12 protein-coding genes and 1 tRNA gene are annotated in these 13,444 nt (G+C 66.4%); 4 read left to right on the top strand and 9 right to left on the bottom strand.

Going from position 1 to position 13,444, the window contains the following annotated elements; translation table 11 throughout:
* Window positions 1-380 precede the first annotated feature (380 nt).
* Window positions 381-1,138 (top strand): IS5 family transposase gene (locus KWG56_RS15655; protein ID WP_219352846.1). Its coding sequence is split into 2 segments (ribosomal slippage): window positions 381-702 and window positions 702-1,138, totalling 759 coding nucleotides; the frame shifts between segments, so codons are not numbered across the junction.
* Here KWG56_RS15655 and KWG56_RS15650 read toward each other — a convergent pair.
* The 7 genes from KWG56_RS15650 to KWG56_RS15625 all read right to left on the bottom strand — a co-directional run bounded on the left by KWG56_RS15650 (window position 1,069) and on the right by KWG56_RS15625 (window position 7,001).
* Window positions 1,069-1,674 (bottom strand): cytochrome b/b6 domain-containing protein, encoded by a 606-nt coding sequence (locus tag KWG56_RS15650; protein ID WP_219352845.1) that lies wholly within the window; start codon window positions 1,672-1,674, stop codon window positions 1,069-1,071. The two genes, KWG56_RS15655 and KWG56_RS15650, sit on opposite strands and share 70 nt — an antisense overlap.
* Before the next feature lie 94 nt (window positions 1,675-1,768).
* On the bottom strand, window positions 1,769-3,595 hold the full coding sequence (locus KWG56_RS18845) for a cation-translocating P-type ATPase (RefSeq protein WP_483413686.1): 1,827 nt from the start codon (window positions 3,593-3,595) through the stop codon (window positions 1,769-1,771).
* Entirely contained in the window at window positions 3,550-4,275 is a 726-nt protein-coding gene (locus KWG56_RS18840; RefSeq protein WP_342393752.1) for a P-type ATPase actuator domain-containing protein, read from the bottom strand. Before KWG56_RS18840 ends, KWG56_RS18845 begins: the two co-directional genes overlap by 46 nt.
* 194 nt (window positions 4,276-4,469) lie before the next feature.
* On the bottom strand, window positions 4,470-4,769 hold the full coding sequence (locus KWG56_RS15640; protein ID WP_201098243.1) for a hypothetical protein: 300 nt from the start codon (window positions 4,767-4,769) through the stop codon (window positions 4,470-4,472).
* A 72-nt stretch (window positions 4,770-4,841) separates the two neighbouring features.
* Window positions 4,842-5,537: a methyltransferase family protein gene (locus KWG56_RS15635; RefSeq protein WP_236261165.1), complete on the bottom strand. Its 696-nt coding sequence runs from the start codon at window positions 5,535-5,537 to the stop codon at window positions 4,842-4,844.
* A gap of 404 nt (window positions 5,538-5,941) precedes the next feature.
* Window positions 5,942-6,016 (bottom strand) — tRNA-Gly (locus KWG56_RS15630).
* A gap of 202 nt (window positions 6,017-6,218) precedes the next feature.
* Window positions 6,219-7,001 carry an SDR family NAD(P)-dependent oxidoreductase gene (locus tag KWG56_RS15625; RefSeq protein ID WP_219352844.1) on the bottom strand — a complete coding sequence of 261 codons (783 nt, stop codon included), beginning with the start codon at window positions 6,999-7,001 and terminating at the stop codon, window positions 6,219-6,221.
* 55 nt (window positions 7,002-7,056) lie between these two features.
* On the opposite strand from KWG56_RS15625, the gene KWG56_RS15620 reads away from it, so the two are divergent.
* The gene (locus KWG56_RS15620; RefSeq protein ID WP_219352843.1) at window positions 7,057-7,455 is read left to right on the top strand and encodes a YkvA family protein; all 399 of its coding nucleotides are present in this window, start codon (window positions 7,057-7,059) and stop codon (window positions 7,453-7,455) included.
* Window positions 7,456-7,497: 42 nt separating this feature from the next.
* Here KWG56_RS15620 and KWG56_RS15615 read toward each other — a convergent pair whose 3' ends face one another.
* Entirely contained in the window at window positions 7,498-8,499 is a 1,002-nt protein-coding gene (locus tag KWG56_RS15615) for an NADPH:quinone oxidoreductase family protein (protein ID WP_201098249.1), read from the bottom strand.
* A 146-nt stretch (window positions 8,500-8,645) separates the two neighbouring features.
* On the opposite strand from KWG56_RS15615, the gene KWG56_RS15610 reads away from it, so the two are divergent.
* Together KWG56_RS15610 and KWG56_RS15605 are read left to right on the top strand one after the other, a co-directional pair.
* Entirely contained in the window at window positions 8,646-9,515 is an 870-nt protein-coding gene (locus KWG56_RS15610; protein ID WP_219352842.1) for an isoaspartyl peptidase/L-asparaginase family protein, read from the top strand.
* A 175-nt stretch (window positions 9,516-9,690) separates the two neighbouring features.
* Window positions 9,691-12,549: a M16 family metallopeptidase gene (locus tag KWG56_RS15605; protein WP_219352841.1), complete on the top strand. Its 2,859-nt coding sequence runs from the start codon at window positions 9,691-9,693 to the stop codon at window positions 12,547-12,549.
* Window positions 12,550-12,612: 63 nt separating this feature from the next.
* Here KWG56_RS15605 and KWG56_RS15600 read toward each other — a convergent pair whose 3' ends face one another.
* Window positions 12,613-13,443 carry a S1 family peptidase gene (locus tag KWG56_RS15600; RefSeq protein ID WP_219352840.1) on the bottom strand — a complete coding sequence of 277 codons (831 nt, stop codon included), beginning with the start codon at window positions 13,441-13,443 and terminating at the stop codon, window positions 12,613-12,615.
* Window position 13,444: the final 1 nt, after the last annotated feature.

Here is a 13,444-nt window from a genome sequence, read left to right as displayed (position 1 = left end):
ATGACGTATTCCCGGTTTCTGCAGTCTTTGGTCTGGACGCCAGCGTCGGCCCGCCCATCCCACGGTCGTGAACGTCTGACGCCTTGTGGTCGGCCGGTCCTGCCGTACATCTCGAAGACCCTTAGGTCAGAAATGCTCACCGAGACCGAAGCCGTGGCGGACAACCGACCATAGCGCGTTCGCTTTGGTAGCGGATCCACTCCTCCATGTTTCCGCAATGAGCTGTCGTTTTATTGGTGATTAAAGGCGACGTTCGGCACATCGAACGGATAGCCCCTGTCCTTGAAGGGTGGTTACACAGGGTCTTTGTAAGCGCTTAGGCTCAGGACCCATTGATGTGATGTGCTCGATCTGATTCAGGCTCTGTAAGGAGACTGGATATGAGCGACCTCTATTGGCTGACGGACGAGCAGATGGCGCGGCTGCAGCCGCACTTCCCCAAGAGCCACGGCAAGCCCAGGGTGGATGATCGTCGGGTGTTGAGCGGGATCATCTTCGTCAACCGCAACGGGCTTCGCTGGCGTGACGCGCCGCCGGTCTATGGCCCACACAAGACGCTGTACAACCGCTGGAAGCGTTGGAGCGAGGCCGGGGTCTTCATCCGGATGATGGAGGGACTGTCCGGCGCTCAGGCCGAACGGCGCACCCTCATGATCGACGCGACCTATCTCAAGGCGCACCGTACGGCTTCGAGCCTCGCGGTAAAAAAGGGGGTCTTGGGCGGCTCATCGGACGCACCAAAGGCGGCATGAACACCAAGCTTCACGCCGTAACCGATGCGAACGGACGCCCCATCAGCCTGTTCATGACGGCAGGCCAGGTCAGCGACTACACCGGTGCTGCGGCCCTGCTGGACAGCCTTCCCAAGGCCCAATGGCTGCTGGGCGACCGGGGCTATGACGCAGACTGGTTCAGGGACGCTTTGGAGGCCAAGGGCATCACGCCCTGCATCCCCGGTCGAAAATCCCGGACCGCGCCTATCCGTTACGACAAGCGCCGGTACAAAAGCCGAAACCGCATCGAAATCATGTTCGGCCGGCTCAAGGACTGGCGTCGCGTCGCCACCCGCTACGATCGGTGCCCGACCGTCTTCCTGTCCGCCATCGCCCTCGCCGCTACAGTGCTATTCTGGCTATGAGTCCTGAGCCTAGGAAAGTGAGTGGTTTTCTTGCTGCCGGTGATCATGGCGCCGATCAGGTTGTCCCGGGTCAAGAACGACATGGCCACCACCGCGACGACGTGCAGGGCGATCATAGCCAGAAGGATGTAGGCGATGGCCTCATGCCCGCCCTCGCCGCCCGTGATGCCGGTGAAGGTGGTCGCGGCGACGAGGGCCAGAAGCACAATCACAGCGATCCCGCCCAGCGGGTTGTGGCCCAGCGATGCATGAACCCGCCCCGCGAACAGTCCTCTCACATGGCCCGCCATCCGCGACGGACGGATCAGGTTTGCGAAGCGTGCGTGTTCCCCGCCCACAAAACCCCAGAGGAGCCGGAAGGCGATCAGGATCGCCGCCACCCAGCCCGCTGACCCGTGCCAGGGTGACAGGGCGCTGCCCTCCTCTGAGGACAGAAAGGCGAGCGCGATCGCGGCCACGAGGAGCCAGTGGAACAGGCGGACGCCCCAGTCCCAGGTCTTGATGATCCTGATCGCCTTCGGAGCCGTGCTGGTCATAGAAACCTCCGTTTAATGGACGCTGGTTGGAAAACCTGACGTCAGCCTGACCGCGGCGCGGTCCGTCGTTCAGGCAGATCAAGGACTGGACGGATCAGCCGGCCACGACGGGCCCCGCTTCCCGCAGCGGGCCGGGCGTGGCTTGCGCCCGCTGAACGATCCACCGCCAGGGGCCGGCCCAGCCTCCGCTGACGAGCGCAACGGCAATGGCCAAGAGGAGAGCGTCGCCAGACGGCGTGGCAAAGCGGAACAGATCCTCGACGAACGGCACGGACACGCAGCCCCCCAGAACGATCACCGCGCTGGCGCAAATCAGCCAGAAGATCCGGCGGTGTGGATCGAACAGAGACACGCCCGAGGTGGCCGAGTCCGTCAAAGCCAGCACCATGTTCGCGATCGCAAGGGCGATGAAGGCGGCGGCGCGAGCCTCCGTTTCCGGCGCCTGAGCGAGCATCCAGACATAGAAGCCGAGCACCCCGGACAGGATGACCACCCCTTGCAGGGCCCCGAACGCGATCTGGCGCGGACCAAACAGCGACGCTGTATCGGAACGGGGCGGCTTCGTCATCGCGTCGCCTTCGCTGGGCTCCGCCTCGAAGACCAGGGAGCAGACCGGACTGATGATCAGCTGAAGAAAGACGACATGGGCCGGGAAAAGCAGGGGCGGCGCGCCCATCAGGATCGGGATCAGAGCAAGACCGGCCAACGGCACATGAACGGCGACGATGAACGTCAGCGCCTTACGAAGATTGGCGAAGATCCGGCGGCCCAGGCGGACCCCGCCGACGATGGCGCCGAAACTGTCGTCCATCAGCACGATGTCGGCCGCCTCGCGCGCGACGTCCGTCCCCCGCTTTCCCATGGCGATCCCGATATCGGCCGCCTGGAGCGCAGGCGCGTCGTTGACCCCGTCTCCCGTCATGGCGACGATCTCGCCATTCGCCTTGAAGGCCTGGACCAGCGCCAGCTTCTGCTGAGGCTGGATGCGGGCGAAGACCCGGACCGTGCGGATGCGTTCCGAAAGTTCGGCGGACAAAGCCGCGATCTCGTCTCCCGTCATCACGCCAGGGTCCACATCGACGCCGGCCTGTCGCGCGATCTCGAGCGCGGTAGCGGGGTAGTCGCCCGTGATCATCGCCACACTGATTCCGGCGCGACGCGCCTCCTGCAAGGCTCCCGGCACATCCTCTCGCACCGGATCGAGAAAGCCGATCAGTCCGCTGAAGATGAAGGGGGCCTGATCCGGATCGGTGAATCCAGCATCGACCTGACGGACCGTTGCAACAGCCAGGACGCGGAGCCCTCTGGCCGCCATCGCATCCAGAGCCTCTCTTGCCGGCGCCAGGGTCTTCTCCGACGCCTTGCACAGGCTGAAGATCGCCTCGGGCGCCCCCTTCGCCGCGGCGGCCGATTTGCCGTCAGCAAGCCGCCATGTCTGGATCACAGCCATCCGCTTAGCTTCGAGCGGCCAGGCCCGGGTCACGGTCCCGCCGCCCGTCGATGGCGACCGCTCGCGAATGGCGCGGTCCATCGGGTCGGTCGGTTGCAACGCGCTTGCCAATGCAGCGGCATCTAGGACCAGACCGGCATCAGGCGGCAAAGGCCCCGCCGAAGCGTCGACACTCTTTCCTTCGACCCAGACCTCGGCCACCGACATCCGGTTCTCGGTCAGGGTGCCGGTCTTGTCGACGCACAGAAGGGTGGCGGATCCCAGGGTCTCGATCACCGCGCCGCGCCGCACCAGAACCTGATGGCGCGCCAGACGCCAGGCGCCCAGCGCGATGAACACGGCAAGGACGGTCGGAAACTCCTCGGGAATGAGCGAGATGGCGACGGTGATGCCTGCGAGAAGTGCTTCGATCCAGTCGCCCCGCATCAGCCCGTAGGCCAGGACGACCGTGGCGCTGAGCACAACCGCCAGAAAGCCGAACAGGGCGACCAGGCGTCCAGTCGACCTCTCCAGTCGCGTCCGGTCAGGCGCAATGGCGGCAGCGAGGTTCCGATCTGACCCAATCTCGTCCGCGGCCCGGTCTCCAGCACTTCGACCACGCCCTGGCCGGACACGACGAGCGTGCCGGAAAACACGGCGTCGCCGGCGCCGTCCGGATCCGAGATCGCCTGGCGCACGGTCTTGATGACCGGGGCGGACTCTCCCGACAGGGTCGACTCATCCACGCTCAGCACGTCGCCATCGACCAGGCGACCGTCGACGGGCAGGCGTTGGCCCTCGCTCACCAGCAGGATGTCGCCCTGAACCAGCCGGTCGATGGCGAGCGTGCACGCGACACCGGATCTCATGACCCTGGCGGTCGGTTCGGACAGGTCGCGCAGCGCCTTCATAGCGCTTTCGCTCCGCGCTTGCTGCACTACGACCAGACTGATCGTCCCGACCGCGGCAAGGGTCAGAAAGAGACCCTCGGCGAGGCTGCCCAGAAACAGATACAGCCCGGCCGCAACGACCAGCAGCAGGAACATCGGTTCTTGCAGGGTCGAAAGCAGAATCCTGCCCAGGCTGCGGGCGCGCACAGGAGAAGGGATGTTCGGACCTGCGGACAGGAGCCGTCGGTCGGCCTCATCCTGATCGAGGCCGGGCCATGTCACGTCCACATCATCAAACCCGTCGCAGCCCCGATCGAGCCACACGCACCTTAGGTCGGGTGCGCGACGACACCTTGATTCAGGTCAAGGTCTGGGTGACGACGACCAGAGGCTGGCGAAGGTCCCGGGGCGCTGACGGAGAAGAGGCAACCGGGGCAGCAGCCCCCGAACCGTTGACGTCTTGTCCAAGACAGACGTCAGCCAACATCGAGGCGCAGTCGTCCGCAGTCTGTGCTGCAGAGTTGGTCCGGGTGGGAGATCGCCGGACAGTCTGAGCGGCGTTGAGGCTCGCTCGAGAGCCACGCGGCGCATTCGGCGGAGGGACCACTGAAGACCAGGGCCTCCCCTCGCCAGACCGTCACGCGGACGGCGCTTTGGTGGTCGGCCAGCAGCCTCAGGCCCTCAGCCGCCGCCAGGACATCGTCGCCCTGTTCGATCCAGTAGACGCTCGGCGCAACGCCGGACGACTTGAATGGAAACACGGTGTAGGTGCTCATGCCGGACTCTCGCGGTGAACAGCCAGGCTTGGAGGCCGCCCGTTTGTGGTTGCCGGTACCGGTGTCATTGGCTCAGGGCAGCGTGATGACGGCATTCACCCAGCCCTTCGACTGCAGCCAGGCCACGAAGGCGAAAATCGGTACGGCCAGAAGAAAGACCGAACCGTCCTTCAGGGTCATCACGAACCGGTCTGGTCGGATCTGAAGCGTCTCAAGGTCTCGCCAGGCCGAGAGCCGCGGCCAGAACCGGGGCGTGCGACGCCGATACTCACTGTAGGCTTCGCCGAAGCGGGCCTGAAGCCAGGCCTCCTCACGCTTCACCGTGGCGAAGAAGACACCTACAGCCACAAGCACGAACAGCCCCGCCAGAACCAGACTGCCGGTCTGAAGACCCATACCGAGCGCCGCGATGAAGCTGAACAGATAGAGAGGGTTGCGGGTTACGGAATAAGGGCCGCGATCCACTATCTCGGCGGCCTTGCGGCCTCCGATATAGAGCGAGCACCAGGCCCGTCCAACGATGGCGATCCCGATCATCACGAGGCCGGCGGCCCGAAAGCCCGCATGCACCGCATCTGACCAGAGCCTTTCCCCCGTGAAGACCGCCAGGATGACAACCGCCAGGATGCCGACCGCAAGTACGCCCTTGCGGATCAGTTGAAGGGTGTGAAGCGATTGCGCGTCCGGCATAGGCCTGCCGTCCAGATGAGGATCGTCGCGCGCCTGAAGGCGGAAGCCCTTTAGTCGATGGCGCGCATCGTCGATCATTGGCCTATAGCATGGCCATACTCGTCAAATATGTCCGCCCGCTTGGTCCGGCAATGTGTGGGGTTCGGCCTTCAGAACCGATCGGCTGTGTGCATACGACATTGCGTGAAGCGCAAGACAACCTATGTGAACGTGCTGGGTGGCGCGGTTCTGAAAAGCGCATTGAGCGCTGCCACTTCAAGTGTGCTCACGATTTTGTTCACCACCCACCGTTCGCGGACACGGCGGCTCGCTTTTTCAGCAGAGTCCAGCGGATTTCATGGAAGTTCACCCGATAGTAGCAAGCCAGCGCTAGACGCCCGAAAAGTTTTTGGTAGCGGGGTGGTAGCGGCGGGAAAAAAGGAGGGGGGCGATCCCGAAGGACCGCCCCTGCCTAACCTCTTGATTGCCTTAGCAATCTCGACTGGAGCGGGCGAAGAGATTCGAACTCTCGACCCCAACCTTGGCAAGGTTGTGCTCTACCACTGAGCTACGCCCGCACTCCGTAGGAGCCAGTTGCGCTCCCCGTCGAGGAGGGGGCGTATAGCGGAGGGTTGCGGCGGACCGCAACCCCTTTTTTCGGCCTATTGCAAAACAGTTCGGAAGAAACTGATTTTACTAGACTTTTCAACTCCCGCCACAAGCTTGGCCGGACGTATCGACGTTCGCTCTTCGCTCTGTTCCAGACTGCCGTTGCGCGCGTCAGCGCGGCGCCAGACGGATCGCCCCGTCCAGGCGAATGCACTCGCCGTTGATATAGACGTTGCGCGCCAGCTCCAGCACCAGCGAGGCATAGTCGGCGGGCGTGCCCAGGCGGCTGGGGAAGGGGATGGCGGCGGCCAGGCTGTCCTGAACCTTCTGGTCCATGCCGGCCATCATCGGCGTCCACATGATGCCGGGCAGGATGGTGTTGCAGCGCACGCCCTCCTGAGCCAGGTCGCGGGCGATGGGCAGGGTCATGGCGTAGACGCCGCCCTTGGACGCCGAATAGGCGGCCTGACCGATCTGGCCGTCCTGGGCCGCCACCGAGGCCGTATTGACGATCAGGCCGCGCTCGCCGTCCGCCAGGGGCTCCAGCGTCACCATGCCGGCCGCCGACTGCGACAGGACGCGGAAGGTGCCGAACAGGTTGACGCGAACCGTGCGCTCGAACGCCGCCATGTCATGGGCGCGGATCTCGCCGGTGTCCTTCTTGCGCGACACGGTCTTCTGGCCCGTGGCGATGCCGGCGCAGTTGACAGTCAGGCGCTCCTGGCCGTGGGCGGCGCGCGCCTTTTCGAAGGCTGAGGCGACCGAGGCGTCGTCGGTCACGTCGACCTTGCAGAAGACCCCGCCGATTTCCTTGGCGATCGCCTCGCCGCGCTCTTCGTTCAGGTCGAACAGGGCGACCCTGGCGCCGGTGGCGGCGATGGCGCGGGCCGTGCCTTCACCCAGGCCCGAAGCGCCCCCGGTGACCACGGCGGCGATGCTGCTGTCGAGTTTCATGCCAGACGTTCCTATGTATTATTGAACCTGAGTTTCGTTTGAGGATTTAGCGGCCATGACCGCCAAAGCCAAACCCGCAGATCCCGCCGACGCCATCGACCCGAACAAGGCGCTGGTTCCATCGGTCGTGAAGATCAACGAGATGCGCGTGACGCGCAGCTTCTGGCCCAAGATCCAGCGCACGGCGGCGCGGATACCCTTCGCCGATCAGGCCCTGGCCGCCTGGTACGCCGCGCGCGACCCGGAAACGCCGCTGCGCGCCAAGGGGATGATCTTCGCGGGTCTGGCCTATTTCGTCATGCCCATCGACGCCATTCCCGACGTCTTCGCGGGCATCGGCTATACGGACGATGCGGCGGTGATCGCCGCCGTCATCGCCATGGTCAGCGCCCACATCAAGCCGCGCCACAGGCTGTTGGCCGCAGACGCCGTGAAAAGCCTGAAAGAAAAATAGGCGCCCTTCTCCCGCACGGGGCGAAGGGCGCGGATGGCGCGATCAGCTTTCGACCGTCACCACGATCTTGCCCAGGGCCTTGCGGTCGCCCAGGGCCTTGATGGCCTCGCCTGCGCGTTCCAGCGGATAGGTCTGGGACACGCGCGGTCTGATCTTGCCCTCGGCATAGAACTGCATCAGTTCGGCCATGTTTGCGGCGTGTCCCTGCGGATCGCGCGCCACCGCCGCGCCCCAGAAGACCCCGACCACCGACACCGATTTCAACAGGGTCAGGTTCAGCGGCAGGGACGGGATGCCCGCCGGGAAGCCGACCACCAGATAACGACCGTTCCAGTCCATGGCCCGCAGCGCAGGATCGGCGTAGTCGCCGCCCACCGCATCATAGACGACATCGGCGCCGTCGCGTCCCGTGGCCAGCTTGAACTCGCCGGACAGCTGCTTCTGCGCCGCCTTGTCCAGCGCGCCGGACGGATAGATCAGGCCGTTGTCGGCGCCCAGCTCCAGCGCGAACTCGACCTTGTCATTGGTCGAGGCGGCGGCGACCACCTTGGCGCCCATGGCCTTGCCCAGTTCGACGGCAGCCGCCCCGACGCCGCCCGCAGCCCCCAGCACCAGAAGGGTCTCGCCCGGCTGCAGCTTCGCCCTGTCCTTCAGCGCGTAATAGCTGGTGCCATAGGTCATCACGAGGGCGGCGGCCTCTTCAAAACTCATCGCGTCAGGAATGGGGATCAGGGTCTCGGCCTTGACCGCCAGACGCTCGACCAGACCGCCCCAGCCCGGCACGGCGATGACGCGGTCGCCCTTGAACACGCCCTTGACGCCCTCGCCCACGGCCTCGACCACGCCCGCGACTTCAGCGCCGGGCGAGAAGGGACGTTCGGGACGGAACTGATACTTGTCCTCGATGATCAGGGTGTCGGGGAAGTTGATGCCCACCGCCTTGACCTCGATGATCACCTCGCCCGCCTTGGGCGTCGGATCGAGCACATCCTCGATCTCAAGGGTTTCGGGACCACCAGCAGTCTTGGACAGTACAGCGCGCATCATTTCCCTCCGTGGCCCCGGCGATCTAAATGCGCCAAAGACCGTTGCGATGATCGATCCGGCCGCCATGGCGCGGCCTTCGTGGTGACGCTAAAGAGCGGCACGCCCGATTGAAAGAGGCGACCGAACAGGCTCAGGAAGACGACATGACCGCCCTCATCATCCACGGCGGCGCCGGCGCCCGGCGCGAACGCAACTACGACGCCGAAATCGTCCATATGCGCCAGGTGGTCGAGGCCATGAAGGTCCGGCTGGACGAAGGCGACAGCGCCCTGGACGTCGCCGTCGCGGCGGTGGTCATGCTTGAGGATTCGGGCCTCTATGTCGCAGGCAAGGGCGCCTCGCCGAACCTGGCCGGCGCCTATGAGCTGGACGCCAGCATCATGGACGGATCGACCCGCCGCGCCGGATCGGTGGCGGCGCTTCAGGGCTTCCGCAACCCCGTGGCCGCCGCCCGCGCGGTGATGGAAAAGACACCCCACGTCATGCTGGTCGGCGAAGGTGCGGCGTTGTTCGCCCATGATCAGGCATTGGACATGATCGGCGACGAAACCGCCTGGTTCACCGGCGCGGGCAAGGGCGAGGACAATCATCCGCCGGGAACCCTCAGCCACGGCACAGTCGGCGCCTGCGTGCTGGACGCGCACGGGCGGCTAGCGGCGGCGACCTCGACCGCGGGCGTGTTCGGCAAGATGCCGGGCCGCGTCGGCGACACGCCGATCCCTGCGGCGGGAACCTGGGCGGATGCAGGCGCCGCCGCCTCCTGCACGGGACAGGGCGAATATTTCATCCGCGTCGCCGCCGCCGCCCAGGTCGCCTGGCGCGTTGCAGCGGGACAGTCGCTGGCGGACGCGACCCAGGCCGTGATCGACGAGATCGGCGTCATGGGCGGCGACGGCGGCCTGATCGCCCTGGACGCCCAGGGCAATATCGCCGCGCCCTTCAACAGTCAGGGCATGAAACACGCCTGGCTGACTCCAGACGGCGACATCGGGGTCGAAGTCTTCAGGAGCTGAAGCCTGCGACGACAAGCTAGGCGTTACTGATCCGGGCCACGTTCGTAAGGTAAAACCCGCCAGCATCAGCGGAACAGCATTCGACCAACGCCATTTCATTACATCTCTGTAAGGTGCGTTTGTGCGGATCACTGGTAGGGTCGCGCCAAATTCGCCCAGCGCTGGAGCCGCCTGTATGAAATTCCGCCTGACCGCCACCGTCGCCGCATCGGCCCTGCTGCTGGGCCTGGCCCCGGCCGCCTTCGCCGACAACGCCCCCGCACCCGCCGCCGCCATCCAGGCGCAGCAGGGCGTCGTCGTCCCGCCGCTGGGCTTCACCCGGCGCGTGCTGCCGAACGGGCTGGAGGTCTATTCGGCGCGTGACACCAACACCTCCAACGTCACGGTGCAGGTCTGGTACAAGGTCGGGTCCAAGGACGACCCCGCAGGGCGCTCCGGCTTCGCCCACCTGTTCGAACACCTGATGTTCAAGGCGACCAAGAACCTGCCGTCCGAAAGCTTCGACCGCCTGACCGAGGATGTGGGCGGCGGCAACAACGCCTTCACCGCCGACGACGTGACCGCCTACCACGAGACGATTCCCGCCAACCACCTGCAGCGCCTGTTGTTCGCCGAGGCCGATCGGATGGGGTCGCTGGTCGTGGACGAGCCGACCTTCATCTCCGAACGCGACGTGGTGAAGGAGGAGTACCGCCAGCGAATTCTGGCCAGCCCCTACGGCCGCCTGTTCGGCCTGTTCCTGCCCGAAACCATCTACAAGGACAGCCCCTATCGCCGTCCCGGCATCGGCTCGATCGAAGAGCTTGAGGCCTCGTCCCTGGACGACGTGCGCCGTTTCCACGCCACCTATTACCGCCCGGACAACGCCTATCTGATCGTCGCGGGCAATTTCGACCAGGCCCAACTTGACCGCTGGGTCGACCAGTATTTCACCCCGCTGAAGAACCCGACGACGCCGATCCCGGCCAATAATGTCGTGGAGCCCGAGCCGACGGGCCCCAAGACCGTCACCTATTATGCGCCGAACGTGCCCCTGCCGACGGCGGTGATCGCCTGGCCCGCCGTGAAATACGCCGACGCCGACCGCCCGGCGCTGGAGGTGCTGGACGGCATCCTGTCCACCGGTGAAAGCAGCCGCCTGTACCGTTCGCTGGTCTATGACAAGCAGATCGCCACCAGCATCGGCTCCAACCCCGACTTCGCACAGCAGGCCGGCAATCTGGCCGCCTATTCGATCATGGCTGATGGCCACACCGCCGAAGAAGGCGTCGCCGCCCTGAACGAAGAAATCGCCAAGCTGCGCGATCAGCCGGTCACCGCCGCCGAACTGTCCGAGGCCCAGAACGAACTGGTCGCCGACGCCCTGCGCAGCCGCGAAACCGTCGAAGGCCGCGCCCAGACCCTGGGCTTCTCGCTGATCAACACGGGCGGCGCCGCCGCCGCCGATCAGGAAGTCGCCCGCATCCAGGCCGTCACCATCGCCGACGTCCAGCGCGTGGCGCGCAAATATCTGACGCCGCAACGCCAGTCGACGATCCTGTACCTGGCCTCCGACGCCGCCAATCCGCCCTCGGTCGCGCGGACCAATGTGGATGCGCCGGTCAAGGTCGCGGACCTGGCCCCTGCGGGCGCGCCGGTCACCCTGCTGCCGGAAGGCCAACGCGCGGCCCTGCCGCAGCCGGGCGCCGAAGTGGCCCCCGCCACTCCCGCCGTCAGCGAGTTCCGCCTCGCCAACGGCCTGCGCGTCCTGGTGGCCCCGACCAACGGCCTGCCGCTGATCTCGGCGCGTCTGAACATCAATGCGGGCACGGCGACCGATCCATCTGACAAGGCAGGCGTCGCCACCCTGACCTCGGCTCTGCTGACCCAGGGCACCAAAACAAAATCCGCCCCGGAAATCGCCACCCAGATCGAGCAACTGGGCGCGGTGATCGGCGCCAGCGCGGGTTCGGACTTCTCCAGCGTCTACGCCAACGCCCCCGCCAACGCCTTTGGCCAGACGGTGGCCCTGATGGCCGACCTGGTGAAGAATCCCGCCTTCGACGGCGAGGAGCTGGAGCGTCAGCAGGCCCAGACCCTGGACGGTCTGCGCGTGTCCCTCAGCCAGCCCGGCCCGGTCGCCCGCCTGGCCGCCGCCCGCGTCATCTATGGCGCAGCCCCTTACGGCGCGCCCGGATCGGGCACGGTGGAATCGGTGCCGACCATCACCACCGCTGATGTCGCCGCCTTTCATGCGGCCCGCTATCGCCCCGCGAACGCGACCCTGGTCTTCTCGGGCGACATCACCCCTGCGGCCGCGCGTGAGCTGGCGCAGCAGGCGTTCGGCGACTGGACCGCGCCCGGCGCCGCTCCCGCCGCAGTCGCCAATCCCGCCGGCGCCGCCCTGCCCCCGCGCGTGGTGGTGATCAACCAGCCGGGCGCCGGTCAGGCCGCCGTCTTCGCCGCCATCCGCGGCGTGTCGCGCACCGACGCCGACTACTTCCCGCTGACGGTCGGCAACACCCTGCTGGGCGGCGGCTTCTCGTCGCGTCTGAACCAGGAAATCCGCATCAAGCGCGGCCTGTCCTACGGCGCAGGCTCCTCGTTGGGCGTGCGGGCGGATTCGGGCCTGTTCACCGCCGGAACCCAGACCAAGAACGAAACGGCCAGCGAGGTCGCCGATCTGATTCTGGAAGAGGTCGGCAAGCTGGGCGCGACGCGCGCGACCGAGGCTGATCTGGCCCCGCGACGCGCCACCCTGATCGGCGGCTTCGGCGATTCGCTGGAGACGGTGGACGGGCTGGGCTCTCTGGTCGCGGGCCTGGCCCAGTACGACCTGCCGATGACCGAACTGGCCGCCTATGCCGGCCGGGTGCGCGCCGTGACCCCGGAACAGGTCCAGGCGGCCTTCGCCAACCACCTGCCGATCAACCGCGCCAGCCTGGTGATCGTGGGCGACGGTTCGCTATTCCTGGACGCCCTGCGCGCCAAGCACCCGAACGTCGAAGTCATCAACATCGACGACCTGAACCTGAACAGCGCTACGCTGAAGTAAGGCCGAAAACACGGACCTCCTTCCCGTCTCGAACGGGGAGGAGGCGTCGGTTCAGACCGACAATCAGACCGACAGGCAGACCACCTGGGCCACGCGCAGGTCGCGCCGCAGGGTGTCGGACACCCGACCATAGTTGTCGATCGTGACCGGCTCGCCCAAGGCCCCCTCGTCAGCGCGCTGCTCGCCCCGAATGGCGGGGCCGAAGGATTCCGGCGCCGTCGTATAGATGCGGCCCCGGCGCGGCGATTCCGCCAGGGTGACGCCGATCACCCGCCCATGACGATCCAGCGCGGGCGCCCCCGAAAGCCCCGACAGGGTGCCCGTAAGGCCACGCGTCCGCCCCACCTCCGCCCAGGCCAGAACCGGCTCGGACCGCGCCCCTCGCCCTGAAATCTGCAGGGTTTCGCGCCCCAGCAGACGCGAGGTCACCTCGCCCGCGCTGCCCTGCGGAAAGCCCGGATGGAAGGCGCGCTGGTTCTTGTGCAGGGGCGCATCGACAGCGACCGGCAGGGCAGGCGGACCGCCGTCCGTAATCAGAAGCGCCACGTCCGCGCGCGCAGCCAGGCGCACGTCGGCGGCGATGGCACGCCCGCCGCCGATGACCAGGGCGGGCTTGCGGCATCCCTCCACCACATGGCGGGCCGTGACCCAGCGCCCTTCGCCCGCAATCGAGAAGGCGGTGCCGGAGGTGGGCTGGAACGGGGTTTCGGGCGCGTTGACGGTGACGGCGGCGTCAAAGGGCGTGATCGGCCCCAGCAGCGCCCCCTCCAGCGCATCTGGCGGCGGCGGGGCGGGCGGCGCATCCGCGTTCTCGCGTCGCGCAACAGAGACGCTCAGCAGCACCCCGACGACCGCCGCATAGATGGCCCAGTCGGGCAGGCGGGGAAACTGCACC

The organism is Brevundimonas nasdae (assembly GCF_019395145.1).
Classification (GTDB): domain Bacteria; phylum Pseudomonadota; class Alphaproteobacteria; order Caulobacterales; family Caulobacteraceae; genus Brevundimonas; species Brevundimonas nasdae.
The sequence above is the reverse complement of the archived record's forward strand: the minus strand, read 5'-3'. Positions and strand labels throughout refer to the sequence as shown.